Here is a 22956-nt window from a genome sequence, read left to right as displayed (position 1 = left end):
CAAACAGGAAGCAACCGATGCGTAGAATACTTCTACGCGGCCTTTCGGCCGCGACGGCGACCTGCGGCCTGCTGGTGGCAGGCCAGGCCCTGGCGGGCGGGTCAGGGATGCCCTGGGAAGGGCCGCTGCAGCAGGTGGTGGCGTCCATCACCGGTCCCGTGGTCCAGGCCGCGGCCGTGGTGGCCGTGGTGCTGTTCGGAGCCGGGATCGCCATGAGCGAGAACGGCTCGTCGATGCGGCGCGGGCTAGGCATCATGTTCGGCCTCTCCATCGCCTTCGCCGCCTCGACCTTCTTCCTCGACTTCTTCGGCTTCGCCGGCGGCGTGGAGATCGGGTGATGGGCCAGACCGCACAGATGGCGCTCGACCGTCGACCGGAGGGCTATGAACTGCCGGTGGCCCAGGCTTTGGTCGAGCCGGTGCTGATGGCGGGGATGCCGCGCGACTACGCCATCCTCATGGGCACCATCGCCCTGATGCTGGGCCTGGCGCTGCGCATCTGGTGGCTCGGCCTGCTGTGGTGGGCGGTCGCCCATGCGATCGGTCTCTATGCCGCCCGCACCGACCGGCGCTTCTTCGATGTCCTGCGGCGTCACCTGGCGCTGCCCGGCCATCTGGACGGGTGAGGCGGCCATGCGGTTCCTCGACGAGCATCGCCGTCGACCGGCGGCCTTGGCGGACCATCTGCCTTGGGCGGCGCTCGTCGCCCCCGGCGTGGTGCTGAACAAGGACGGCTCCTTCACCTCGGGCTTCCGGTTCCGGGGGCCGGATCTGGAATCCTCGACCGAGGACGAGCTGATGGCGGTGCGGGCCCGACTCAACAACGCCTTGAAGCGGCTCGGCACCGGCTGGTGCCTGCATGTCGAGGCCAGCCGCCGACCGGCCGCCGCCTATCCCGACGGCGAGATCCAGGTCGAGGCGGCCTGGCTGATCGACGCCGAGCGCCGCGCCCTGTTCGAGGGCGCCGATCCCGCCTTCGAGACCGATTTCCGCGCCGCCCTGACCTGGCTCCCGCCGATAGACGACGCCCGGCGAATGGAGCGCTGGTTGTTCGACGGTCTGGAGAAGGGCGGTCGGGATTGGCGCACGGCGCTCGACACCTTCCGCCGCGAGGCCGGCGGTGTGATGGACCTCCTGACCGACGCCCTGCCGGAAGTGGGCGCCTTGGACGATCAGGCCCTGCTGACCTGGCTGCACGACTGCGTCTCGCCCAAGGCCTTCGCTGTCCGCCCACCGGAGACGCCGATGTTTTTGGACGCCTGGCTGACGGACGCGGGCCTCACCGGCGGCGTGGCTCCTAAGCTCGGGGATCGCTGGCTGAAGGTGGTTTCGGTGCGCGGGCTGCCCTCGACGACGCGCCCTGGATTACTCGATGCCCTTGGATCTCTGCCCTTCGACTATCGCTGGAGCGCGCGGTGGATCGGGCTCGACAAGGCCGAGGCCGAGCGGGAGATCGTCAAGCTGCGGAAGCGCTGGTTCGCCAAGCGGAAGGGCGTCGGCACCCTGCTGCGTGAGGCCATCACCAAGGAGGAGGTGCCGCTTCTCGACACCGACGCCGCCTCCAAGACCGAGGAGTGCGACGGGGCGCTAGAGGCTCTCGGGGGCGAGGCCTGCGCCTTCGGCTATCTGACCCTGACCGTCACGGTGATGGACACGAGCGAGGCGGTCGCCGCCGAGAAGGCCCGCGCGATCGAAGCGGCGCTGAACGCCCAGGGGCTGGTGGCCCGGATCGAGGATTTGAACGCCGTCGAGGCCTGGCTCGGCTCCCTGCCCGGCGAACCCTATGCCGACGTGCGCCGCCCTCTGGTCTCCACCCTGAACCTCGCCGATCTGCTACCGGTGTCGGCGGTTTGGGCCGGGCCGGCGAGGGACGCCAACCTCGACGGTCCGCCTCTGGCCGTGGCGCGGACGACGGGCTCCACCCCGTTCCGCCTGGTGCTTCATGTCGGCGACGTGGGTCACGCCATGGTCGTGGGGCCCACCGGCTCGGGCAAGTCGGCGCTTCTGTCCTTCCTGGCCCTGCAATGGTTACGTTACCCCGGGGCCCGGGTGGTGTTCTTCGACAAGGGCCGTTCGGCCCGGGCCGCGACCCTGGCGGCCGGCGGCCGCTGGCGGGCGCTGGAGGCGGGGACGCCCTTCGCCCTGCAACCTTTGGCGCGGGTCGATCAGGAGCCGGAGCGGGCCTGGGCGGCGGAATGGCTGGCCGAGACCTGCAAACTGGCGGGGCTCGACCCGAGCCCGCGTCTGCGTGAAGAGATCTGGATCGCCCTGGCCGCGCTGGCCGACGCGCCCGTCGCCCAGCGGACGCTGACGGTGTTCTGCGCCCTGGTGCAGGACCGGGCCGTGGCCGCCGCCCTGGAACCCTTGACCCTGAAGGGTCCGCACGGTGCCCTGCTGGACGGAGCCTTCGAAGCGCTGGAGCCGACCCGGTTCGACACCTTTGAACTGGAAAGTCTGATGGCCACGCCCTCGGCCGTGGCCCCGGTGCTCTCGGCCCTGTTCCATCACCTGGAGCGGGAGTTCGACGGCCGGCCGACGATGCTCATCCTCGACGAGGCCTGGCTGTTCCTCGGCGAGACCGCCTTCGCCGCCAAGATCCGCGAATGGCTGAAGACGCTGAGGAAGAAGCGCGTCGCCGTGGTCTTCGCCACCCAGTCGCTGGACGACATCGCCGCCTCGCCGATCGCGGCCAGTCTGATCGAGAGCTGCCTGACCCAGGTCTTCCTGCCCAATCCCCGGGCGCTCGAGCCGTCCTCGGCCGAGCTCTATCGCGGCTTCGGTCTCAATCGTCGGCAGTTGGAGCTGATCGCCTTCGCCACCCCCAAGCGCGCCTACTATTGGCGTCAGCCTCGTGGGCGGCGGCTGTTCGATCTGAAGCTTTCAGGCGTCGGTCTCGCGCTCTGCGGCGCGTCCTCGCCCGAGGATCAGACGCTGATCGACGACGTGCTGGAGCAGCTCGGCCAAACCGATGGCGATGCGACGCCAGCCCCAGCCGCCTTCGCCCGAGAATTCCTCAAAGCCAAGGGAGTGACCCATGTGGACACCATCTTCGATTCAATGGGCTTCGATGCTTTCGATCTGCCCATCGCGGCGGAGTAGGGGGCTTCTGCTCGCCGGTATCGCCGTCACCTTGGCGGCCTGTTCCGAGCCCGAGCCAGCCAAGGCCAATCCGCCGCCCGCGCCGCCGCCGGCCCCGCCCCAAGCCGTGGTGTTTGACCCGCGCAATCATATCGAGAACGCGCTCCAGGCCTCGCGCCAACTCGACAGTCTCGCCAACGAGGCCCGGATGCTGGCGAACCAGGCCCGCGAGCTGGCCGCCTCGCCCTACAGCCATCTGGGCGAGACCACCTCCACCCTGCGCGACATCGGCGAGCTGGCCCGGAATGTCCGGGGCGTCGCGTCGACGGTGACCCAGCTCGAGGACCAGTTCACCGACCTCTATCCGACCGCCGTCGAAGGCCTCGATCCCGCGAATGCGCTTCAGCAGAGCGAACGGCGGACGACGGCGGCCCGTGAAACCGCTCAGGACCTGGCCCGCACCGCCGCCGAACTGGAGCGGCTGAGCCAGGGGCGTGACCGGCGTCTCCAGGGCGCGCTGTCGGCCAGCGAACGAGCGGAAGGCCAGACCGCCGCCATCCAGTCCTCCACCCAGATTCTCGCCGTCCTGGCCGAAGACCTGAGCTCGATGCGCACCATCATGCTCGCCCAGTCGCGGCTGATGGCCGAGGAGACGGCGCGGACAGCAGCCGAGCGCGCCGCCGGGGCCGAGGCCCGCCGTCAGTTCTGGGGCCGGGACGGTGCGACGCCGGCCGCCCCGAGCTTCAACCCGCTTCCGAACGCGCGGAACTGAGGGCGCGACGGTCATGGCGGTTAGCCCGGAGACAACCAATGAGCTGATGGTGGTGTTCTCCAACACCGTCTCGGCCGGCTTCAACGCCCTGCAAGGCGCGGTCAACGGCGTGTTCGGGCTGATGATCGTCCTCGTCGTGGCCCTGACCGCCATCCAGTGGTTGCTGTCTCCCAACAGAGAGATCCTGGCGTCGGGCTTCGGCAAGATTCTGCTGATCGGGTTTTTCGCTTACGTCATCAACGACTGGCACGCCCTGTCCGAGACGCTCTATGCGGGCTTCATCGAACTGGGGCTCACGGCCGGCGGCGGTTCGCTCTCCCAAGGCGAGTTCCTCAACCCCGGCGCCATCCTCCAGCAGGGCTGGGAGATCGTGAAGGCGCTGGGCGAGACCCCGGCGCCGGTCAACAACCCGCTCGACGTAGCCGGCAACCTGACCGACGCCCTGATCCTGGGCCTGGCCATGATCGGCATCATGCTCGCCTTCGGCATCCTGGCGCTGCAGATCATCGTCACCCTGCTGGAGTTCAAGATCGTCACCCTGGGCGGCTTCGTGCTGTTGCCCTTCGGGATCTGGTCCAAGTCCGCCTTCCTGGCCGAACGGCCGCTCGGCTATGTCGTGTCCTCGGGATTGAAGGTGCTGGCCCTCGCCATCGTGGTCTCGGGCGCCCGGACCGTGTTCGATCAGCTCCAGCCCTCCGCCAATCCCGACCTCTACGAAGCCCTGACCATCCTGGTGGCCTCGATGCTGCTGGCCATGCTGGCCATCTTCATTCCCAATCTCGCCTCCGCCCTGGTCACCGGTGGCCCGGCGCTCGGCGCCGGCTCGGCCGTCACCGGCGCGCTGGCCGTTGGCGGAGCGGGGCTGCTCGCCGGCGCGGGGATCGCCGGCGCGGGGGCGGCCGCCGGTGGCGCCGCGTCCAAGGTCGCGGGGTCGGCGCGCGCTGCGGCCGGCGCGGGGGCAGGGCGACCGCCAACCCCGCCCTCAACCCCGCCGCGCCCGTCGAACGACAATCTCTCGCCGTCCGGGGGGGGTTCGCCCACGTCAGGATCTGCGTCCCATCCATGGACCTCGACGCGATCCGCCTCAGGTCCCTCCGGCGTTGCCGAGTCGGCGACCGCCTGGACCGGCGCGCCGCAGAAGGACAGCGCTCCATCCGCCACCGAAGGCGATCCCGGCCAGGCGGCCCCCGCCCGCCCCGCCGCGCAGATCACCGCCGAGGCCGAGGCCGCGCGCCGCGCCTTCCACAAGGCGGCGGGCGCCACCGCAACCTCAGGTCAACCGGCAGGCCGCCCTGCGGCCCGCGCGGCGGCGATGCAGGCGTTCTTTGTGGCCAACCATGGGCGAGGGTTGTTGCCCGCTGGCGAGACCAGCGGGGCGGTGTCGCCCAGCCTTAGATCGGAGGAGTCCTGATCATGCATCCCTTCTTCAAACCCAAGCGCGCCCTGGCGTCCGCACCGGAGAGCACGCCGTATCAGCGCGCCGGCCAGGTCTGGGACGACCGCATGGGTCTGTCGCTGGCCCATGCCCGGAACTGGCGGCGTATCGCCCTGGCCAATCTGGTGCTGGCCGGTTTTCTCGGCGCGGGCTGGTGGGTCCAGGCCGAGCGGGCCGTGGTCAAGCCCTTCGTGGTGGAGGTCTCCGACCTCGGCCAGACCCAGCGTATCACCGCGATCGGCGGTCGCTACGAGCCGACCGAGGCCCAGACGGGGAGGGCGCTGGCCGACTGGATCCGCGATGTGCGGTCCAAGTCGATCGACCCCATCGTCATCCGTCAGAACTGGCTTCGCGCCTATGACCTGGTCACACCCAAAGCCGCCTCCTTCCTGAACAGCTGGGCCCAGGCTCATGACCCCTTCGCCGAGGTCGGACGCGAGGCGATCAATGTCGAGGTGCTCAACGTCGTGCGCCGCACCGAGCGCACCTACGACCTGCAATGGCGCGAGACCCGCTTCGTCAACGGCCAGGCCGCCGGGACCGAACGCTGGCGCGCCCTGATCACCACCACCCTGCAGCCGCCCCGCACCGAGGCGGAGCTGATGAAAAACCCCCTGGGACTGAAAATCGAGGACGTGTCATGGACCCCCGACGCTTCTTGAGTTTGGCCGCCTGCGGCCTCCTCCTCTCGGGCTGCGCCATCCTCCGACCTTTGGCGGGCGGCGGCGGCGAAGCACCGCTGCCGGAGGTGCCGCGGTTAGCCCCGATGCCGGTGAGCCTCCCGGCGGCCCCTGTCCTGCCTTTGAGTCCGACCGAGCGGGCCTATCTCGATGTGGTCGCGGGCGTTGACGCCGGCGTCGATGTCGTGGCTGAGGGCGACGCGGTCGAGGATGAGGCGATTACCGCGGACGCTGTCGCTGCGCGCGATGCACCGCCCACCGATCAGCCGCCGGAACCCGCCCCTCGGCCGCAACCCGTTGTCGGCCCGACCGCCATCGCGGCGGCCAACGCCGAGGCCCGCGCCGCCTCCAGCTCAGACAGTTTTGTGGGCGGGGTGCAGGTATTCTCCTACGACCCGGGCCGGGTCTATGAGGTCTGGACTGCGCCCCTCCGGGTCACGACCCTGACCCTGGCTCCCGGCGAAACCGTCACGTCGAAGGCGGCGGGCGACACGGTGCGCTGGCAGATCGGCGAGGCCAGCTCCGGCTCGGGTTCCAACCAGCGTGCCCATGTGCTGCTCAAGCCCCTCGAACGCGGCCTGGAGACCAACCTCGTCCTGACCACCTCGCAGCGGGTGTATTTCTTGCAGCTAAAGAGCGGCTCGCCGGAGGGCTTCAACGCCGCCGTCGCCTGGGACATCGGTGCCGTCATCCCGCCGGGCGGGGCAGGGGCCTTTGGCGGCGTCGAGGAGCGGGTCGCCGATCCCGTGGCGGTCCCGACGGGTCCTCTGGACGCCCGCTACCGGATCGATCCGCGCGGTCGCGCCCCGCGCTGGACTCCGACGTCGGTGTTCAACGACGGGACGCGCACCTTCATCACTTTCTCGCCCGATCTGCAGGTCGACGAGGCACCGGCCCTGTTCGTCATCGCCCCGGATGGCGAGGCGCAGATGGTCAACTATCGCCAGCAGGGCGCACTGTTCGTCGTCGACCGGGTGTTCGACCGCGCCGAGCTGCGGCTTGGGGACCGTCGGCCGCAGATCGTCCGGCTCCATCGCCTCGGCAGCGCCGATCGCATCGGTCGCACCGACCGCGTCGCGGGAGGCCGCTCATGACCGACCCCATTCATCCAGATGCGCCTCTGCCCAAGGCGCCGCCGCCGGGCCTGTCGACGCGGGCCCCGCGACCGACGACCGTGCGCCTGCGCAAATCCGTCGTCCAGATCGTGGTGATCGGTGCCGCCGCGCTCCTGTCCGGCTCCCTGGCCTGGGCCTTCGTGGTTCAGCCCGAACTCCGGGCCAATGCGCGGGAGCGGGTGGAGGAGGGACGGCTCGACGAGGCGCGCGGCACGGTCCGCCCCGCCGATGTGGTGACCGAACAGCCGTCCAGCTACGATCGTCTGACCCCGGGCGATCAGCTGCCCGAGCCCCGCACGCGGTCGGATGAGTCCGAGCCGGCTGTGGCTGCCACGCGCGCCACGGACCGGGTGAGGTCGCCCGACTACGGTTACGCTGGCGCCGCCGCGCCTGCCGCCCCTCGCGGCCGCAGCGTGGCCCAGGAGGCGGCAGGCTCGGGTCTGTTCTTCGGCGGCGGACCGGGCGCGCAGTCAGGGGGCGGCGCCGCGCCGGCCGGTGGCGCGTCGTCGGCTGGCCCGGGTCTGGACTATGGCGCGGTCTACAACGGCCACGCCCTGATGAGCCCCTTGTCGCCCTTCGAGCTGAAGGCGGGAGCCATCGTGCCGGCCACGCTCCTCACCGGGATCGATACGTCGCGCACCGGGCCGGTTGTCGCCACCGTGACTCAGAACGTCTTCGACACCGTCAGCGGCAGGCATCTGCTGTTGCCGCAGGGCACCCGTCTGATCGGTCGCCACGACGGGGAGAGCAGCTACGGCGACCGCAGGGCCTTCCTGACCTGGGAGCGGCTGATCTTGCCCAATGGCAAGAGCCTGATCCTGACCGAGGAGCCCGGGGTCGACGCCCAAGGCGCCGTCGGGGTCCAGGGCCGGGTCGACCGGCGGCTGTTCCCCCTGGCGGTCGCCACCCTGTTCGCCGGGGCGATCACCACCCTGGGCCAGATCGCCCGCGACGACGATGACGGCGGCGGCGGCCTGCTCGGCGACGTCGGCGACGCCACGGCCATCGAGGGCGCGCGCGTCGGCGGCAGTCTGATCGACCGCGAGCTCCAGGTCAGCCCGTCCATCCGTCTGCGCGCCGGCGCACCGGTGCGGGTGCTGATCACCCGCGATCTCATCCTGGAGCCCTATCGGCCATGATGCTCTTCTTGCAGTACCGACAATGGGCCGCCTGGACGCTCGTCCCGGTCGCCGGATTGGCCTTGATGGCGGCGTCCGCCAACCGCGCTCCCGACCTGGCGCTCGTGAATGAGAGCCCGAGCCTGCCCGAGGGCCTTTATGTCAGACAGACCGGGGCTTCGATCGCGTCCGGCAGCGTGGTCGCCATCGGCCAGCCCCCCAGCATCCGGCCCTACCTGGCCAGCCTCGGCATGCCGGCCGAGGTGAAGCTGATAAAGCGCGTCGCGGCCGTCGGCGGCGACCGTGTCTGCGCAGAAGACGGCGCGGTTCAAACGCCATTGAGGGTCTCGCCCGTCCTTGAGCATGACCGGCGCGGCGTCGCGCTGCCGGTTTGGCGCGGCTGCCGGACGCTCTCACCCGATGAACTGTTCCTGCTCGGCGACACGCCGGGGAGTTTCGACAGCCGCTATTTCGGTCCGGTCCGCCGGGCCGAGGTCGACGGCGTCTACAAGGAGACCCTGACATGGTGAGACGGACCCTCATCACCCTCGCGGCTCTGCTCAGCGCCAGCACGGCCTCGGCCCAGACCGTCGACTGGCGCGCGGCCGGCGGCGATCTGTTCGCGGCGGTCGACACGTCCGAACCCGTCGCCGGGCCTTCGGCGGACGAACCACTCGACGTCCCGCGTCTGGCTCCCCTCAGCCAGCCGTTCATGGCCGCCATTGCGACGGCGGCGGAGCGGCACGGGCTGGATCCCAAGCTGCTGCATGCGCTGGTCGTGGTCGAAAGCGCCTATCGCAACGAGGCCTGTTCCCCGGTCGGGGCCTGCGGCCTCGCCCAGCTCATGCCCGGAACCGCCGCCGAGCTCGGTGTGCACGACCGCTTCGATCCGGCCGAGAATCTGTCCGGCGGCGCGGCCTATCTGGCGCGGCAGATGCTCCGGTTTGGCGATCTCCGCTTGGCTCTTGCCGCCTACAATGCCGGGCCCAGCCGCGTCGCACGGCTGGGCCGCATCCCCGATATCCGCGAGACCCAGGAGTACGTTGTGAGCGTCGTGGACTGCTACCTTGCTCTGGCCGCCGGTCGTGGTGTGCGCAGTTCGCGGGAATGCCGCACGGGAGCCGCGCGATGACCCCCAATCAGCATGATGCGGAAAGTGCCGTCGAGCGGGATGACGATCTGCTCACCCGCAACCAGGCCTCCGAGTTCCTCCAGCGGTTCGGCATCCGCATGAAGCCGACCACCCTGGCGCGGGCCTGGTCGGTCGGCAACGGACCGCCGTGCCGCCACATACGCGGCAAGCCCCTCTATCCGCGCGGCGTGCTGCGCGGCTGGGCCGAGGCTCAGGACTCCGGATTGCGGCGGGCGTCGTGGGAGCGGCCAGCGGGTGCAAGGCGGGCCCCATGACGCGAGCGCACGAGGGCGTACGGCTTGACCTTCAAGCCCCTTCGATCCTGACACCGCTTCCGGCGCAGTCGGCGAATGCCTGTCCGCTTGGGATCAGAGCGGCCTCGCGGATTCCGGAAAGGAGCGTGTCATGCCTTTCCGGCTGAACGGCGCGGCCGTCGAAAGCGGCGGACCCGAGGACCGTCTGCTGCCCTGGGACCGCGTCCAGGACATGGCCGGGATCAGCCGGACCACGGCCTGGAGGATGCAGCGGAGCGGAGCCTTTCCCACGCCGGTCGTGGTGTCGCCGGGGCGCGTCGCGTGGTGGGAAAGCGAGCTGACAGCCTGGAAGGGCGCGCGTGGCAATGTCGCGTCGCTTCAGCCGCCGACGCGACCGCGCCTGCCGGGTATGCCGCGGAGGGCCCCAATCCGGACTCCACAGGTGGCGGCTCCACCGCCGCCTGTGGTGCAGCCGGATCTGCTGATCGAGCCGGAAGCACCGCTGGAGAAACCGACCAGGACGCGACGGAGATCCGGGCGACTGAACGCCGATCAAATCGATTTCGGGTTCTGATCGGGTCGATCACGACGTGACTAAGACTTTGGGTAGGCTGGCTAGCGAATTTATGGTCACGAGCGATCTCTCAGCAGCGCTCATTGCGGACTTTTGGGTTTAAGGGTTGTCGGACGCAAGGGAGCGTCTCTCGCACGACCTTGCGTCCCATCTGTCCTAGTCCGACAATTCACCGCCGTTGCTAGGCCCCGGCGGTTCGTTCGGGACTATAGCCGCGAAACTGCGGTCACGTTATCGCAACGGCGACGATGGCGGGGCGAGCGCAACGGCCGGCTCTTGGCCAAAGCCGTTGATCCAGGCCTCCAGCTCGGCCCAGTCGTTCTTGCCGGCGAGCTCCAAGCCAATGTTCGCGAGGAGGTCCAGATGCGATGCCGAAACCGCGCCGACCCGGCTAGCGGCCATGCACATCGTCATGACCGCCTGCTGGGTTCGACCCTCGGCGCACAGGTCGAGCGCACGACGCTTTGCCGTCTCCATATCCTCGGCGCCGTCGGCGGCCGCGGCGGTCGTATTCTCCCCGGCTGCGGGTAATCCCACAGGAACGCCGGTGAGATGCCCGGCCCACTTGACCAGTGCCTCCCGCTTTTCCGGGACATAGGTATAGCGGTCGTAGACGGCGGTGACCGCCGCGCCGTCCTTGGGCGTGTGGCCCAGAACGAGGCCCACGATGAAGCGGGTCACGCCATAACGCCCCGTCAAGGTCGTCGCCCCGGTCCGGCGGACGTCGTGAGGGGATCGCAGCGGCAGCTTCCTGCGCTCGAAGATGCGTGAAAAGGTGCGCGTGATGGCCTGCTCGTCAATGCATTGCTCGGCGACGCGGGGGGAGGGGAAGACGAAAGGGCTGGCGGGATCGAGCGCGAAGGCCTCCGTGAGCACGTTCAGAGCCTGCGGGCTCAACGGCACGACGTGCTGGTGGTTCGCCTTGGCGCGCTCGGCCGGAATAACCCAGAGCCCAGCGTCCAGGTCGAACTCTGCCTTTCGGGCCCCCGCGACCTCGTTGCGACGAGTAAGGGTGAGCATTAGCAGCTGAATGGCTAGCGCCATCACCGGCTCCGGCCGGGCCGCGAGCCCGATGTTCAGATAGCCAGGCGGGCGAGGCTGAGCGCCGTCTAACGCGATGTCCCAGACGAGCTTCAGGCCAGCATCATCGAGCAGCCGGTCGCGCGAGACGAGAGCCAGGGGACGCGCTAGCCCCACGACAGGATTGGCGTCGATCAGTTCCTCCTGAACACAGTAGGCCATGACGCTGTGCAGGAGACCGCCGATGGAGGCCGCGCTGGCGGCCGAGAGGCGCCGCTGGGTCACGAGTGAGCGCATGAACGTCTTGACCTCGGCCCGCTTCAGTTCGCGCGGCGCCGTCGGGCCGAGGGACGCCGAGATGTGGCGTTTCCAGAGGTGTCGTTCGTTGGCGATCGTCCGGGGGCGCTTGGGCCGTCGACGGCCCCCGTGAAGACCCAGTTCGGCCGCCGCCCAGTAAATCTCCGCCACTTCGTCCAGCGTCCCTTGCGGCGGCGCTGGACGCTGCGCGGCGATGCGCTCTGCGACGGGATCAACGCCCTTGAGGACGTCCAGCCTGAGCGCCGTCGCCTTTTCTCGCGCATCGGCGAGAGAGACCGCAGGATAGTCGCCCAAGATCGTGCGCCGCCGGGGCCCGCCCCCAACGGCGTACCGCACCTCGAACTGGGTCAGACCTGACGGCCAGACGCGCACGCTCAGACCGCGCGCCCCCGAGACACGACGTTCGTATCTCTGGTCGAGCGGCTTGAGACCCGCGAGCTGACGATCGGTCGTGATGACGAGGCTGGGCATCGGGGAGCTGTCCTGTAAATCCGACGCAGCCAGCTTACCATAAAGGGGGGCAATAGGGGGGCAGTTTGTGCACGTTTCGCTGCAAAGCGCCGCAAAAGCGTGATCGGGCCGCACGGATAACTATCAGTAACTTAGGTCCACTTTGACATGTAATGAAACTGGCTGAAAAGCTATCTGGGTCGCTTTACACCGAGAGGGTCGGCGGTTCGAACCCGTCGCCGCCTACCACTCCGTCGTTCGCGGTTATCCGCCGTAGCCCCGACCGCCCCCGCCGAAGCCGCCGCGAGACACGACCGTCGTGCGGCTTTGCACGCGGCTGGGCGCCTGACGCGCGACGGGGAAGTCGTTGCGGTTGGCATAGGCGCGACCGGTCCGGTAGTCGCGAGCCAGATAGCCGCCGCCATAGCCGTTCGAGAACTGCCCATTGCGGTCCCGGTACAGCGGGCCGCCCCCGCGATAGCCGCCGTTCAGAAGCTGGCCGATGATGAAGCCGGTCGCCAGCGGACCGAAGAAGGAGCCGCCGCCGTTGTTCAGGGGACGGCATTGCTCGGGGCCCCATTCGCCCTCGCACTCGGCCTGGGTGGCGTAGCGCGGTCCGCTCGTCTCGGCCAGGCGCTGGGCTTCGGCATAGGCGGCGTCGCAGGCGGTGTCCTCGATGTCGTTGGCGGCCTTGCACTCGGTCAGGGAGGTGTAGGCCAGGGCCGGATCGGCGGCCGGGGCGGGGCCAGCGAGCTGGGGCGAACCGCAGGCGGCCATCGAGAAGCTGACGGTCGCCATCAGGCTGGAGACCTGCAGCGTTCGCGACCGCTTCATGCGGCGCATCGTCGTGGTTTGAGGCAGGGTGGGCTCTGTCATCGGATCAGGCCGTCATGCAGGCGGCGTTCAGCAGGCCGACGCCGATCGAGATGGAGGCCAGATACACGCCTGCGGCCAGTTCGCCCGCCTCGATCCGCGCCGCCAGCGCCTTGTAGAGCACCCGGCTGACCACCAGGAAGGCCAGGATCTGGATGATGCCCGCCAACAGGGCCCAGGCGGCGAACTCCGGCAGGCTGACGGTCTGCGACAGAGCCGAGGCCAGCGGCAGGACATAGCCGATCAGGGCCCCGCCGAGGGCCACGGCGGCGGCGGTGTTGCCCTGTCGGATCAGCTCGCGCTCATGATACGGCGTGATGATCTGGTAGACGAACTTGAACGCCGAAAAGAAGGCGATCGCGGCGACGAAGGCGATCAGGAAGGCCGTCGCCCCCGCCTGGAATGCGAACCAGTCGAACATCTAGAAAACCTCTCTTGCGCGCTCAGGCACGGAACTCGGCCATGTCCAGGGGGATGCCGAGCATGATTTCGTGGGTGACCTCGCCGCCCTCGGGCTCCTGCTCGATGGCCAGCATCAGCTCGCGGCCCGCCGCCAGATCACGGGCGTACAGCATGCAGGTCTGGAAGATCTTCGCATAGGGCTCGGTCGCGACGCGGTCGGTATAGACGGTCTCCCACAGGGTGACCGGCGGCTGGCTGGCGTCGCTCTCGGCGAACCAGAAGCGGGGATAGTCCGGCAGGTTCTCGGCCGCGCCGTGGAACACGGGGGCCGACAGCCGGTCGCGCCAGGCCCCGCGCGCCCGGTCGTTGGGGGGATAGGCCGACGACCACGGGGTGAACAGGGTGAAGTCATAGGCGGCCAGGCCCTCGGCGTCGTCGCTCATGGCCTGCAGCATGATGTGGTCGTCGGTATAGAAGCGGTGGACGAAGGGGCCGTCGTCAAGGTGGATCACGCTCTGGGCCGTGATCTCCAGCGCGTCGCGGTCCAGGGTGAAGTGGGTCTCGTCGCCCAGCCGCCGCCAGGCCAGGGGGTCGAGCGCCACGGTCCGGCCGACGGTGATGTTGCGCACGATCGCCAGGCTGGGCACCGCCTGCGCCTTGTCCCCCGATCCGAACAGCCTCTTGAACATCGATCCTCTGGCGACAGTCGAAGACGCACCCTAGCTCAGGCCTCGCCTTCCTGTTAGGCGTAACATGAAACATGCGTGAGCCAGCCCCTTTTTCTTCCTCGCCGGCCAACGATCGCATCCGTGCGTGGCGTCGGGCCCGTCGTGAAGCGGGAATGATCAAACTGGAACTCTGGGTTCCGCGCGCCGCTCGCGACGACGTCAAGGCCGCCGTGCGGGCCATCGTCGTGGACTCCACCCGTGGGCCCAACATCCCTCGCCGCCCTCGCCCCCTGTCCGACCTCACTGGAGCAAGCCCCCACATGGACGCCGTGATCGAAACCTCCTGGACCGTGCCGACCATCAAGGCCGCGCTGGACGCCTCCGAACTGGTCCGTGAGGGCGAAATGACGCTGCGGGTGCTGGAGGGGGCAGAGCCGGTGCTGCTGGCCACCATGCACGAGTACGGCGACCTGCCGATCTACCTCAGCGTCGGCGGGGCCCAGATCGTCTGTTCGGTGCTGTTATGGCCCGTGGCCGAACAGGCCGACCGGCACGCCTTCAACGAGTTCCTGCTGAAGGCCCAGCGCGTCGTGCCCCTGTCGAACTTCGCCATCACCTCGGTGAACGGCGAGGACATCTATGAGCTTATGGGCGAGCTGGCGTGCAAGACGACGCTCCAGACCATTCTCATCGAGCTGCGCACCCTGGCCGAGAACGCCATCGATGCGACCACCCTGCGCGACACCTTCGGCGCTCAAGCCGCCGCCTGATCCGGGAGAGACCGTATGTCCATGCTCGCCAAATTGTCCGCCCTGTTCCGCGGCACCGCCCATGACGCCGGCCAGGCCGTCGTCGACGCCAATGCGCTGAAGATCCTGGATCAGGAAATCCGCGACGCCGACACCGCCCAGGGCAAGGCCCGCGACGATCTCGCCGGCCTGGTCGCGCGCCGCCGCATGGCCGAAAACGAGATGAAGAGCTTCGGCGAGCAGATCGCCAAATACGAAAGCTCGGCCCGGGCCGCCATGTCCCAGGGCAAGGCCGACCTGGCCCGAGAGGTCGCCGGCCGCATCGCCGAGCTGGAGACCGAGATCGGCACGCGCGGACCCTTGATCGAGGGCATGAAGGAGGCCGAGGCCCGGCTGCGTCAGGCCATCGCCCAGACCGACCAGAAGATCGAGACGCTGCGGCGCGAGATCGACATCGTGAAGGTCAACGATTCCGTCCAGAAGGCCCAGACCTCGGTCGCGCTCCAGTCCCAGGGGGCCCATTCGCGCATCGGTTCTGCCGCCGAGAGCCTGCAGCGGATCAAGCAGCGCCAGGCGGTACAGGAAGAACGCCTGCGCGTGGGCCAGGAGCTGGAGGACCGCCGGTCGGGCGCCGATCTGGACGCCAAGCTGCGCGACGCCGGCATCCTGCCCGGCCATGCCTCGGCCGATGACGTCCTGGCGCGGCTGACGGCGCAGGACGTCAAGGTGGTGACGCCGATGATCGGCCAGTCGGTTCCGGCGTCCAAGGACCCGGCCTGAGGTCATGGAACGCCTCAGCCTGACGCCCCGGCCCGACTGGCCCGCCCGGGCCGAGGCCGTGGGCTTCGTCTGGCACCATGACGACGGCAAGACCTATTGGGACGAGAGCGTCGCCTATGCCTTCACCCTCGCGCAGATCGAGGACGGCATCGAAGCGCCGACCGCGGAACTGCACGGTCTGTGCCTCGATCTGGTGGACGAGGTCGTGGGGTCGGACCGGCTCATGGCCCAGCTCGAAATCCCGGAACCGCTGAGGGACTATGTCGCCGACAGCTGGCGACGCGGGGACCCTTCGCTCTATGGGCGCTTCGATTTCGCCTATGACGGCACGGGGCCGGCGAAGCTGTATGAATACAACGCCGACACCCCGACCAGCGTGTTCGAGACGGCGGTGTTTCAGTGGCTGTGGCTCGAGGACCAGATCGCGGCCGGGGTCCTGCCGGCCGATGCCGACCAGTTCAACAGCCTGCACGAGGCGCTGGTCCAGCGGTTCAGGGAGATCTTTCCGGATGGCGGCTTCGTCCACTTCACCTCGGATCCCGACTTTGTCGAGGATCGGCAGACGGTGCGGTTTCTGGAGGACCTCGCCCGACAGGCGGGGCTGGACCCCCGGTTCGTCGCGCTGGGCGAGATCGGTCTGAACGCGGACGGCCGCTTCGTCGATGACGAGAACTGGCTGATCCAGGCGATGTTCAAACTCTATCCGTGGGAGCAGATGCTGCGCGACGATTATGCGCGCCCGCTGCCGCACGCCGACGTCACGGTGCTGGAGCCCGCCTGGAAGGCGATCCTGTCCAATAAGGGGCTGCTGCCACTTCTGTGGGAGCGTCATCCGGGCCACCCGAACCTGTTGCCGTCCTTCTTCGAGACGGATGAGGGCCAGACGGCTCTGGGCGCGAACTATGTCCGTAAGCCCCTGTTCTCGCGCGAGGGTGCCAACATCTCGATCGTCGAGGGACCTAATCGCGAGGAGGGCGAGGATGGGGGATACGGCGGGGGCCGCCATATCCGCCAGGCGCTTCACACCCCGCCCAGGTTCGACGGCCAGCACGTCATCGTCGGATCATGGGTGGTCGGCGACGCCCCGGCTGGCATCGCTCTGCGCGAGGATCCGGGACGGATCACCCGCAACACCTCGCGCTTCGTTCCGCACTTCATCCGGGACTGATCGAGGCCCAGGCGGGATAGCGTCGGGCCCAGCGATCCTCAGAGCGGCGGCAACGATCGCCGTGACCAGCCGGAATAGGTAAGGGCGGGGTCGGACGGCATGCGGGCAAAGGCATGGGTCTCGAGCCCCGAGGTGCTTCGCAAGGTCAGGCGAATCGCGCTGTCGGTGTCCGCATCGGCCCGCCCGAGGCGGAACCGCCAGGCGAACGGCGGCATAGGCGAGGCCGGAAACATCGGCTGAACATCGGGACGGTCGTCCATCGCCTCGGCCATGCGAACGGGGCGGTCGTCGACGTGAACCGCCAGCGCCAGCGTCTGGCCAGGAGTCCGCTCGATGGCCCAGCCGGAGAACTCGACCGAGCCATCGGTCAACAGGGTCGCCCGCTCGAAGCCGCCCATCGGCGGGCTCGCGACCGACAGGTCGGACAGATCGCGGTCGGACCCGCCGACGACATACAGGGCCTGGTTCTCGTACAGCCCCTTGTGGAACACCCGCCACGAAGGCGACGCCTCGGGGCCAACATCGCCGATGGCCTCGGCGACGAAGGCCTCGGTGACATAGGTCATGCCGTAGATGGCCGGGTCCAGACTGCCGCTTTCGCTCCACGGAAAGAAGCGGATGCCGCTCTCGTCCATCGCCTCTGCCGAGGGCAGGATCGACTGGTCGTGGACGCTGAAGGCCAGCACGCCGCCGGGCGTCAGCATGCCGTGCAGCCGCGCCAGCCAGGCCCGGAACAGGTCGGCCGGCAGATGCGAGAACAGCGATCCGACGAAGATGACGTCGTGCTTTCCGTCGTGCGCGAGGGCCGCCGGATCGGGCACGGAGGCGAAGCCGTTGACCCCGAAGTTGCGGACCTGCCAGTCGATCGCCTCGGCATAGATGTCCGACACCCAGATCCGCTCGGCCGGCATGCGTTGCAGCAGGGCGCGCGTCAGACGGCCGTATCCAGAAGCGAAATCCAGAAGGCTCCCGACCTCATTGAACCCGCCGAAGCTCTGGTCGACGATCTGCCGCAGCGCCTCGTAGTGGCGCATCGTCGCCTCGACGAATTTGAACGCGCCGATCCCCCGGTCCCCCTCGAAATTGGGCAGCAGGGCCTTGAAGAACATCTCGTCCTCGGCCGGCTGGGCCACGGCGAGAAATGCCGAAGGGTCGAAGCCCGACAGCCGCAGGTAGTCGTCAGCCCAGGCGCGATAGACCGGGTCGATCCGGTCGAAGTCCAGCGGCGCGGTCATGCTCAAGCGCCGAGAAGGCGCGCGGCCTGGGGCGCGAAATAGGTCAGAACGCCCGCGCAGCCTGCTCGCTTGAAGCCGTGCAGCGTCTCCAGAATGGCGCGGTCCTCGTCCAGCCAGCCGTTGGCGATCGAGGCCTTCATCATCGCGTACTCGCCCGACACCTGATAGGCCAGCGTCGGCACCTTGAACGTCTCGGAGACGCGCCGGACGATGTCGAGATAGGGCATCCCCGGCTTGACCATCACCATGTCCGCGCCCTCGGCGATGTCCATGGCGACCTCGCGCAGCGCCTCGTCGGTGTTGGCGTAGTCCATCTGATAGGTCTTCTTGTCGCCGCTCAGTTGCCTGGCCGAGCCGACGGCGTCGCGATAGGGCCCGTAGAAGGCCGAGGCGTATTTGGCGGCGTAGGACAGGATCAGCGTGTCCTGGAAGCCGTTGGCCTCCAGCGCCTCGCGGATGGCCTGGACGCGGCCGTCCATCATGTCCGAGGGGGCCACCACATTGGCCCCGGCGTGGGCATGGATGAAGGCCTGTTCGGCCAGGCGTTCCAGCGTCGGATCGTTGACGATACGGCCATCCTGCAGCACGCCATCGTGGCCGTGGTCGGTGTAACAGTCCAGCGCCACGTCGGTCATGACGCCGATGTCGGGCACGGCGTCCTTGATGGCCCGGATGCACTCCGGGACCAGGCCGTCGGGATCGGTGGCGCCGGTGCCGACCGTGTCCTTCATGGACGGATCGACGTTGGGGAACAGGCCGACCATTGGAATGCCCAGGCCGTGCGCCTCCTTCGCCGCCTCGGCCGCGGCTTTCGGTGACAGGCGGAACACGCCGGGCATGGACGGCACCGGCACCCGGTCCTCGGCTCCGTCGTGCACGATCAGCGGCCAGATCAGGTCCGAGGGGCTCAACGTCGTCTCTGCCACCATGCGCCGAACCCAGGGGCTGGACCTCAGCCGGCGAGGACGGGCGAGGGGATAGGGGGCGGGGGCGAAGGGTGCGGTCATGACGTCCGCTATACCGCAGGCTTCACGTCGGTGTGAACGAAGTCGTCGCCCTTGAAGAGCAATGGCAGCCCGGTGGCCTTGGCCAGGGCATAGGAGAAGCAATCGCCCATGTTCAGCCCGGCGCGATGGCGGCCCTTGCCGTACCGGCGAAAGGCGTCGAGGGCGAGGCTGGCGTGTCGAGCGTCGAAGGGGACGATCCAGATGTCGGATGACGCGATGAGGTCGTCTAGCTCTGCTATCCCCTGTTCCTGCTGGCGGCCGAGGATGACCATCGAGGTCTCCAGAAGGGTCGTCGCACTCACCAACCGTGTCGAAGCCCGAGCGATGGCGTGTCGGAAAGGAACGTGCTCTGCCTCGAACTGCAGGATGGCAAGGAGCGCTGAGCTGTCGACGATCATCAGGTGGGCAAGCCATTTTCATCGTAGCCGATGATCTCGTCCGGGGTCCGGTCGTCGAGGATCGGCAAGGCAGAGAACCGCTTTGCGATCTCCTCGATGCGCATTTCGAGATCGGCCGGTCGGCCGCGCTTCACTTCCTCGCGCATCAGCCGTTCGCTGAGAGAGGTTCGTACCGCTTCCGTCAGGCTTTCGCCGGTCAGCTTGGCGATCCGACGCGCCAGCGCATCAGTCTCGGGATCTTTCAGGCTGAGCGCCATAGCCATACCCTTTCTAGAAACAGGGCCTGAATATAGAACAGGTGGTTGCAAGCGGCAACGCGGCCGCTCCCCATCGCCGGGGGATCGGTCTAGACACCGCGCCAGACGACAGGAGACCCCATGGATTTCGCCCTCACCGACGACCAGCGCGCCATTCAGGACGCGGCGCGCGCCTTCGCCGACGCCGAGCTCGCGCCCCATTCCGCCGAGTGGGACGAGACCAAGCATTTCCCGGTCGACGTCATGCGCCGCGCCGCCGAGACCGGTTTCGCTGCCATCTATGCGGGCGAGGAGCACGGCGGCATGGCTCTGGGCCGGGTCGAGGCGGCGGTGATCTTCGAGGAGCTGTCGCGCGGCGACGTCTCGACCGCCGCCTTCATCTCGATCCACAACATGGCGACCTGGATGATCGACCGCTTCGGGTCGGACGATCTGCGCGGGCGGTATGTGCCGCGGCTGGCGACGATGGAACTGATCGCGTCGTACTGCCTGACCGAGCCGGGCTCGGGCTCCGATGCGGCGGCGATGCGGACCTCGGCGACCCGCGACGGCGATCACTTCGTGCTGAACGGGTCCAAGGCCTTCATCTCCGGCGCGGGGACCAGCGACGTCTATGTCGTGATGGCGCGAACAGGCGAAGCGGGCCCCAAGGGCATCTCGGCCTTCGTGGTCGAGAAGGACACGGCGGGCCTCAGCTTTGGAGCCCAGGAGAAAAAGATGGGCTGGAACAGCCAGCCCACGGCGGTCGTGTCGTTCGACGATTGCCGCGTGCCGGCCGCCAATCTGCTAGGCAAGGAGGGTGACGGCTTCCGCTATGCGATGATGGGGCTGGACGGCGGGCGGCTGAACATCGCGGCCTGTTCGCTGGGCGGGGCGCGGCTGGCGCTGGAGACGGCGCAGGCCTATGTCGCGACGCGAAAACAGTTCGGCAAGTCTCTGGATCAGTTCCAGAACATCCAGTTCAAGCTGGCGGATATGGCGACCCAGCTGGAGGCGGCGCGGCTGATGGTTATGCGTGGGGCCTGGGCCATCGACACGAGCCATCCGGAGAAGACCAAATGGTGCGCCATGGCCAAGCGGCTGGCCACCGACGCCTGCTTCCAGATCGCCGACGAGGCTCTACAGTTGCACGGCGGCTACGGCTATCTGAAGGACTATCCGCTGGAGCGCATCGTCCGTGACCTGCGTGTCCACCGCATCCTGGAAGGCACCAACGAGATCATGCGGGTCATCACGGCGCGGGAGATGATGCGGCAATAGGGCAGGGCGGCCCTCGACGCCGGGGGCCGACCGGCTATAAGTCCGCCCACACCGACCCAAAGACCGAGACCGCCCATGTTCGCCCGCATCTATCGCCCCGCCAAGACCGCCATGCAGTCCGGCAAGGCCAAGACCAAGGACTGGCGTCTGGAGTTCGAGCCGGCCTCGGCGCGGACCATCGACCCCCTGATGGGCTGGACGTCCTCGTCGGACATGAACGGTCAGGTGCGGCTGTCCTTCGAGACCAAGGAGGAGGCCGTCGCCTATGCCGAGCGTCACGGCATCGCTTTCCGCCTGCACGAGCCGCAGGAGCCGCCGGTGATCCTCAAGGCCTACGCAGACAACTTCGCCACCAACCGCAAGCAGCCCTGGACGCATTAATCTGTTAGGGCGGCTACCGCTCGCGACGCGGTCGCTCTCTGCTTGAGCCGCAGGGGCGTTTGCGGCTAACGCTCACGCGCTGTCCGCGCCCATAGCTCAACCGGATAGAGCACCCGCCTTCTAAGCGGACGGTTGCAGGTTCGAGTCCTGCTGGGCGCGCCAGGCCGCGAACGTCGCGACGTCGCTTGGCGATCATAGGGTTCTCGCGATAGCTTCACCGTAAAACTGTTGGAGTCGGCGCATGAGCTTGACCGAATCGCCTCGTCCCGCCCGCAGTCGGCTCCTACTCGTCGTACTCGTGATCGAGACGGTCGCCGCCGTTCTGGCCGTGCTGCCGGCGCTCGGCATGGCGGTCATGTCTCCGATGGCCGTGGCGCAGGGGAACATCCTCTGGGTCTCGGCCTTCGTGATTGTGGCCGTGACCTTCCCGCTCGTCATCGTCGGGGGACCGGTACTGGGGTGGATGGCCTGGGGAGAGAGGCGGGACCGCCGAGCCTGGACGGCCGTCGCGGCGCCCTTCGCCTGGCTGGGTCTGTTCGCGGCCTTGTTCGCCGCTTCGGGCATGTCGATCTAGACGGACCGCAGCGCCTTCAGTCCGTCGGCCAGATCAGCGATCAGGTCGGCGGGCTCCTCCAGCCCGACGTGCAGGCGCAGCAGCGGGCCCTCCAGCGCGGGCGGCGAGCGGCGGAACGCCAACTGAGGCGTCTCATGCGTGGCCAGGCTCTCGAACCCGCCCCATGAATAGCCGAGGCCGAACAGGGTCAGGGCCTCGAGGAAGGCCTCGGCCCCGGCTGCGTCACCGCCGCGCATGACCACGCCGAGGATCGAGGCCGCACCGGAATAGTCGCGGGCCCACAGGGCGTGGCCGGGATCACCGGGCAGGGCAGGGTGCAGCACCCGGGCCACCTCCGGGCGGCCGGCCAGCCACACGGCGACCTTGAGCGCCGACCGCGCCTGTTCGGCGTAGCGCAGAGGCAGCGTCCGGAATCCCCGTAGCGCCAGCCAGGCGTCGTCAGGCGAGACGCACAGGCCCAGGTCCTCGATCGTGTCCGCCAGCCGCCTGGACACCGCAGGGTCCGAGGCGCAGATCGAGCCCAGCAGCAGGTCCGAATGGCCGCCGGCGTATTTGGTCAGGGCCTGCGTACTGACGTCGACGCCATGGCCCAGCGGCTTGAACGCCAGACCCGCAGCCCAGGTGTTGTCCATGACGGTGACGACCCCCCGTGCCCGAGCGGCGGTGGCCAGGGCAGGGACGTCGATCATCTCGAACGTCAGCGAGGCGGGCGATTCCATCAGGATCAGCCTGGTCCGCTCGGTCGCCGTCGCCATGATCTGTTCGACCGTGGCGTCGGGCGCGTGAAACCGTGTCGCCACCCCACGCGCCGCCAGATGGCGCGTCAGGAAGCGTCGCACCGGGCCATAGAGGGCGTCGGTCGTCAGCACCTCGTCGCCCGGTCGCGTCAGGGCCAGGATCGGCACCGTGACGGCGGACAGCCCCGACGGCGTCAGCCAGCAGTTCTCGGCATCCTCCAGATCGGCGACGGCCGCCCGCAGCGCCGCCTGCGAGGCCGTGCCCTCGATCCCGTAGACGGGGCCGAGGCTGTCGTCGCGCATGTCGCCGATCCGGTCGGAAAGCAGGGTCGAGGCGCGCTCGATCGGCGGATTGACCGGGCGGCGGCCGCCACCGCGCCGGGTGGCGGCGGCGATCAGGCGGGTCCGGTCGGAAAGGCGGTCCATCTGGCGCTCCACGGGTTGCGATCCGTCGCTCAAAGGCCTCTATAGCCACCGGGACGCGAAGGGACGACGCGAGTCGTCGCAAACCGTGACGCGGGA

The 22956-nt window shown here is 68.6% G+C and carries 27 protein-coding genes and 1 tRNA gene; 19 read left to right on the top strand and 9 right to left on the bottom strand.

The window, feature by feature from the left end:
- Positions 1-17 precede the first annotated feature (17 nt).
- From ABN401_RS04720 to ABN401_RS04665, 12 genes are all read left to right on the top strand, one after another.
- The gene (locus ABN401_RS04720) at positions 18-338 is read left to right on the top strand and encodes a TrbC/VirB2 family type IV secretion system protein (protein WP_349683677.1); all 321 of its coding nucleotides are present in this window, start codon (positions 18-20) and stop codon (positions 336-338) included.
- Positions 338-625, top strand: a complete 288-nt coding sequence (locus ABN401_RS04715; protein WP_349683676.1) for a VirB3 family type IV secretion system protein — start codon at positions 338-340, stop codon at positions 623-625. Before ABN401_RS04720 ends, ABN401_RS04715 begins: the two co-directional genes overlap by 1 nt.
- 7 nt (positions 626-632) lie before the next feature.
- On the top strand, positions 633-3098 hold the full coding sequence (trbE, locus tag ABN401_RS04710) for a conjugal transfer protein TrbE (RefSeq protein WP_349683675.1): 2466 nt from the start codon (positions 633-635) through the stop codon (positions 3096-3098).
- Positions 3067-3849 (top strand): conjugal transfer protein TrbJ, encoded by a 783-nt coding sequence (locus ABN401_RS04705; protein WP_349683674.1) that lies wholly within the window; start codon positions 3067-3069, stop codon positions 3847-3849. The genes trbE and ABN401_RS04705 overlap by 32 nt, the downstream gene beginning before the upstream one ends.
- A 13-nt stretch (positions 3850-3862) precedes the next feature.
- The gene (locus ABN401_RS04700) at positions 3863-5260 is read left to right on the top strand and encodes a type IV secretion system protein (protein ID WP_349683673.1); all 1398 of its coding nucleotides are present in this window, start codon (positions 3863-3865) and stop codon (positions 5258-5260) included.
- Between the two features lie 2 nt (positions 5261-5262).
- Positions 5263-5946, top strand: a complete 684-nt coding sequence (trbF, locus tag ABN401_RS04695) for a conjugal transfer protein TrbF (protein WP_349683672.1) — start codon at positions 5263-5265, stop codon at positions 5944-5946.
- A 104-nt stretch (positions 5947-6050) separates the two neighbouring features.
- Complete coding sequence (locus ABN401_RS04690; RefSeq protein WP_349683671.1) at positions 6051-7058, top strand: TrbG/VirB9 family P-type conjugative transfer protein; 1008 nt, start codon at positions 6051-6053, stop codon at positions 7056-7058.
- Complete coding sequence (locus ABN401_RS04685) at positions 7055-8218, top strand: TraB/TrbI/VirB10 family type IV secretion system protein (RefSeq protein WP_349683670.1); 1164 nt, start codon at positions 7055-7057, stop codon at positions 8216-8218. Before ABN401_RS04690 ends, ABN401_RS04685 begins: the two co-directional genes overlap by 4 nt.
- Complete coding sequence (locus ABN401_RS04680) at positions 8215-8727, top strand: S26 family signal peptidase (RefSeq protein ID WP_349683669.1); 513 nt, start codon at positions 8215-8217, stop codon at positions 8725-8727. Before ABN401_RS04685 ends, ABN401_RS04680 begins: the two co-directional genes overlap by 4 nt.
- Positions 8721-9329: a lytic transglycosylase domain-containing protein gene (locus tag ABN401_RS04675; protein ID WP_349683668.1), complete on the top strand. Its 609-nt coding sequence runs from the start codon at positions 8721-8723 to the stop codon at positions 9327-9329. The genes ABN401_RS04680 and ABN401_RS04675 overlap by 7 nt, the downstream gene beginning before the upstream one ends.
- Positions 9326-9604 carry a hypothetical protein gene (locus tag ABN401_RS04670; protein WP_349683667.1) on the top strand — a complete coding sequence of 93 codons (279 nt, stop codon included), beginning with the start codon at positions 9326-9328 and terminating at the stop codon, positions 9602-9604. Before ABN401_RS04675 ends, ABN401_RS04670 begins: the two co-directional genes overlap by 4 nt.
- A gap of 130 nt (positions 9605-9734) precedes the next feature.
- Positions 9735-10157 (top strand): helix-turn-helix transcriptional regulator, encoded by a 423-nt coding sequence (locus tag ABN401_RS04665; RefSeq protein ID WP_349683666.1) that lies wholly within the window; start codon positions 9735-9737, stop codon positions 10155-10157.
- 231 nt (positions 10158-10388) lie between these two features.
- On the opposite strand, the gene ABN401_RS04660 is transcribed toward ABN401_RS04665, so the two are convergent.
- From ABN401_RS04660 to ABN401_RS04645, 4 genes are all read right to left on the bottom strand, one after another.
- A complete protein-coding gene (locus ABN401_RS04660; RefSeq protein WP_349683665.1) occupies positions 10389-11966 on the bottom strand; it encodes a tyrosine-type recombinase/integrase in 1578 nt (525 codons plus the stop codon).
- A gap of 243 nt (positions 11967-12209) precedes the next feature.
- Positions 12210-12821, bottom strand: coding sequence for a DUF1190 domain-containing protein (locus tag ABN401_RS04655; protein WP_349683664.1), 612 nt, complete (start codon positions 12819-12821; stop codon positions 12210-12212).
- A gap of 4 nt (positions 12822-12825) precedes the next feature.
- Entirely contained in the window at positions 12826-13239 is a 414-nt protein-coding gene (locus ABN401_RS04650; RefSeq protein ID WP_349683663.1) for a DUF350 domain-containing protein, read from the bottom strand.
- Positions 13240-13261: 22 nt separating this feature from the next.
- A complete protein-coding gene (locus ABN401_RS04645) occupies positions 13262-13909 on the bottom strand; it encodes a DUF2491 family protein (RefSeq protein WP_349683662.1) in 648 nt (215 codons plus the stop codon).
- Positions 13910-14061: 152 nt separating this feature from the next.
- Here ABN401_RS04645 and ABN401_RS04640 point away from each other — a divergent pair, with 152 nt between their 5' ends.
- Genes ABN401_RS04640 through ABN401_RS04630 form a run of 3 tightly spaced genes read left to right on the top strand, consistent with a single transcriptional unit; the run spans position 14062 to position 16585 of the window.
- Complete coding sequence (locus ABN401_RS04640) at positions 14062-14658, top strand: YjfI family protein (RefSeq protein ID WP_349683661.1); 597 nt, start codon at positions 14062-14064, stop codon at positions 14656-14658.
- 15 nt (positions 14659-14673) lie between these two features.
- A complete protein-coding gene (locus tag ABN401_RS04635) occupies positions 14674-15417 on the top strand; it encodes a PspA/IM30 family protein (RefSeq protein ID WP_349683660.1) in 744 nt (247 codons plus the stop codon).
- A gap of 4 nt (positions 15418-15421) precedes the next feature.
- Positions 15422-16585, top strand: a complete 1164-nt coding sequence (locus ABN401_RS04630; protein ID WP_349683659.1) for a glutathionylspermidine synthase family protein — start codon at positions 15422-15424, stop codon at positions 16583-16585.
- A 38-nt stretch (positions 16586-16623) separates the two neighbouring features.
- Here the strand turns inward: ABN401_RS04630 and ABN401_RS04625 are convergent, their stop codons facing one another.
- From ABN401_RS04625 to ABN401_RS04610, 4 genes are read right to left on the bottom strand one after another with little or no spacing between them, the layout of a single operon-like run.
- Complete coding sequence (locus tag ABN401_RS04625) at positions 16624-17820, bottom strand: class I SAM-dependent methyltransferase (RefSeq protein WP_349683658.1); 1197 nt, start codon at positions 17818-17820, stop codon at positions 16624-16626.
- Between the two features lie 2 nt (positions 17821-17822).
- Complete coding sequence (hemB, locus tag ABN401_RS04620) at positions 17823-18827, bottom strand: porphobilinogen synthase (protein WP_349683657.1); 1005 nt, start codon at positions 18825-18827, stop codon at positions 17823-17825.
- An 8-nt stretch (positions 18828-18835) separates the two neighbouring features.
- The gene (locus tag ABN401_RS04615) at positions 18836-19225 is read right to left on the bottom strand and encodes a type II toxin-antitoxin system VapC family toxin (RefSeq protein WP_349683656.1); all 390 of its coding nucleotides are present in this window, start codon (positions 19223-19225) and stop codon (positions 18836-18838) included.
- Positions 19225-19482: a type II toxin-antitoxin system VapB family antitoxin gene (locus ABN401_RS04610; RefSeq protein WP_349683655.1), complete on the bottom strand. Its 258-nt coding sequence runs from the start codon at positions 19480-19482 to the stop codon at positions 19225-19227. Before ABN401_RS04610 ends, ABN401_RS04615 begins: the two co-directional genes overlap by 1 nt.
- 120 nt (positions 19483-19602) lie before the next feature.
- Here ABN401_RS04610 and ABN401_RS04605 point away from each other — a divergent pair, with 120 nt between their 5' ends.
- From ABN401_RS04605 to ABN401_RS04590, 4 genes are all read left to right on the top strand, one after another.
- Complete coding sequence (locus ABN401_RS04605; protein WP_349683654.1) at positions 19603-20742, top strand: isobutyryl-CoA dehydrogenase; 1140 nt, start codon at positions 19603-19605, stop codon at positions 20740-20742.
- A gap of 75 nt (positions 20743-20817) precedes the next feature.
- The gene (locus ABN401_RS04600; RefSeq protein ID WP_349683653.1) at positions 20818-21123 is read left to right on the top strand and encodes an ETC complex I subunit; all 306 of its coding nucleotides are present in this window, start codon (positions 20818-20820) and stop codon (positions 21121-21123) included.
- Between the two features lie 85 nt (positions 21124-21208).
- Positions 21209-21285: transfer RNA gene (locus ABN401_RS04595), tRNA-Arg, on the top strand.
- A gap of 79 nt (positions 21286-21364) precedes the next feature.
- Positions 21365-21697, top strand: a complete 333-nt coding sequence (locus ABN401_RS04590; RefSeq protein WP_349683652.1) for a hypothetical protein — start codon at positions 21365-21367, stop codon at positions 21695-21697.
- On the opposite strand, the gene metC is transcribed toward ABN401_RS04590, so the two are convergent.
- Positions 21694-22860, bottom strand: coding sequence for a cystathionine beta-lyase (gene metC / locus ABN401_RS04585; protein WP_349683651.1), 1167 nt, complete (start codon positions 22858-22860; stop codon positions 21694-21696). The genes ABN401_RS04590 and metC overlap by 4 nt on opposite strands.
- Positions 22861-22956: the final 96 nt, after the last annotated feature.

Origin of the sequence: Brevundimonas aurifodinae, assembly GCF_040195595.1 — a bacterium.
Classification (GTDB): Bacteria; Pseudomonadota; Alphaproteobacteria; order Caulobacterales; family Caulobacteraceae; genus Brevundimonas; species Brevundimonas aurifodinae.
The sequence above is the reverse complement of the archived record's forward strand: the minus strand, read 5'-3'. Positions and strand labels throughout refer to the sequence as shown.

Coding starts and splice junctions, on each gene's coding strand:
- ABN401_RS04720 (WP_349683677.1), top strand. CDS start 18: ATGCGTAGAATACTTCTACGCGGCCTTTCGGCCGCGACGGCGACCTGC.
- ABN401_RS04715 (WP_349683676.1), top strand. CDS start 338: ATGGGCCAGACCGCACAGATGGCGCTCGACCGTCGACCGGAGGGCTAT.
- trbE (WP_349683675.1), top strand. CDS start 633: ATGCGGTTCCTCGACGAGCATCGCCGTCGACCGGCGGCCTTGGCGGAC.
- ABN401_RS04705 (WP_349683674.1), top strand. CDS start 3,067: ATGCTTTCGATCTGCCCATCGCGGCGGAGTAGGGGGCTTCTGCTCGCC.
- ABN401_RS04700 (WP_349683673.1), top strand. CDS start 3,863: ATGGCGGTTAGCCCGGAGACAACCAATGAGCTGATGGTGGTGTTCTCC.
- trbF (WP_349683672.1), top strand. CDS start 5,263: ATGCATCCCTTCTTCAAACCCAAGCGCGCCCTGGCGTCCGCACCGGAG.
- ABN401_RS04690 (WP_349683671.1), top strand. CDS start 6,051: ATGCCGGTGAGCCTCCCGGCGGCCCCTGTCCTGCCTTTGAGTCCGACC.
- ABN401_RS04685 (WP_349683670.1), top strand. CDS start 7,055: ATGACCGACCCCATTCATCCAGATGCGCCTCTGCCCAAGGCGCCGCCG.
- ABN401_RS04680 (WP_349683669.1), top strand. CDS start 8,215: ATGATGCTCTTCTTGCAGTACCGACAATGGGCCGCCTGGACGCTCGTC.
- ABN401_RS04675 (WP_349683668.1), top strand. CDS start 8,721: ATGGTGAGACGGACCCTCATCACCCTCGCGGCTCTGCTCAGCGCCAGC.
- ABN401_RS04670 (WP_349683667.1), top strand. CDS start 9,326: ATGACCCCCAATCAGCATGATGCGGAAAGTGCCGTCGAGCGGGATGAC.
- ABN401_RS04665 (WP_349683666.1), top strand. CDS start 9,735: ATGCCTTTCCGGCTGAACGGCGCGGCCGTCGAAAGCGGCGGACCCGAG.
- ABN401_RS04660 (WP_349683665.1), bottom strand. CDS start 11,966: ATGCCCAGCCTCGTCATCACGACCGATCGTCAGCTCGCGGGTCTCAAG.
- ABN401_RS04655 (WP_349683664.1), bottom strand. CDS start 12,821: ATGACAGAGCCCACCCTGCCTCAAACCACGACGATGCGCCGCATGAAG.
- ABN401_RS04650 (WP_349683663.1), bottom strand. CDS start 13,239: ATGTTCGACTGGTTCGCATTCCAGGCGGGGGCGACGGCCTTCCTGATC.
- ABN401_RS04645 (WP_349683662.1), bottom strand. CDS start 13,909: ATGTTCAAGAGGCTGTTCGGATCGGGGGACAAGGCGCAGGCGGTGCCC.
- ABN401_RS04640 (WP_349683661.1), top strand. CDS start 14,062: ATGATCAAACTGGAACTCTGGGTTCCGCGCGCCGCTCGCGACGACGTC.
- ABN401_RS04635 (WP_349683660.1), top strand. CDS start 14,674: ATGTCCATGCTCGCCAAATTGTCCGCCCTGTTCCGCGGCACCGCCCAT.
- ABN401_RS04630 (WP_349683659.1), top strand. CDS start 15,422: ATGGAACGCCTCAGCCTGACGCCCCGGCCCGACTGGCCCGCCCGGGCC.
- ABN401_RS04625 (WP_349683658.1), bottom strand. CDS start 17,820: ATGACCGCGCCGCTGGACTTCGACCGGATCGACCCGGTCTATCGCGCC.
- hemB (WP_349683657.1), bottom strand. CDS start 18,827: ATGACCGCACCCTTCGCCCCCGCCCCCTATCCCCTCGCCCGTCCTCGC.
- ABN401_RS04615 (WP_349683656.1), bottom strand. CDS start 19,225: ATGATCGTCGACAGCTCAGCGCTCCTTGCCATCCTGCAGTTCGAGGCA.
- ABN401_RS04610 (WP_349683655.1), bottom strand. CDS start 19,482: ATGGCGCTCAGCCTGAAAGATCCCGAGACTGATGCGCTGGCGCGTCGG.
- ABN401_RS04605 (WP_349683654.1), top strand. CDS start 19,603: ATGGATTTCGCCCTCACCGACGACCAGCGCGCCATTCAGGACGCGGCG.
- ABN401_RS04600 (WP_349683653.1), top strand. CDS start 20,818: ATGTTCGCCCGCATCTATCGCCCCGCCAAGACCGCCATGCAGTCCGGC.
- ABN401_RS04590 (WP_349683652.1), top strand. CDS start 21,365: ATGAGCTTGACCGAATCGCCTCGTCCCGCCCGCAGTCGGCTCCTACTC.
- metC (WP_349683651.1), bottom strand. CDS start 22,860: ATGGACCGCCTTTCCGACCGGACCCGCCTGATCGCCGCCGCCACCCGG.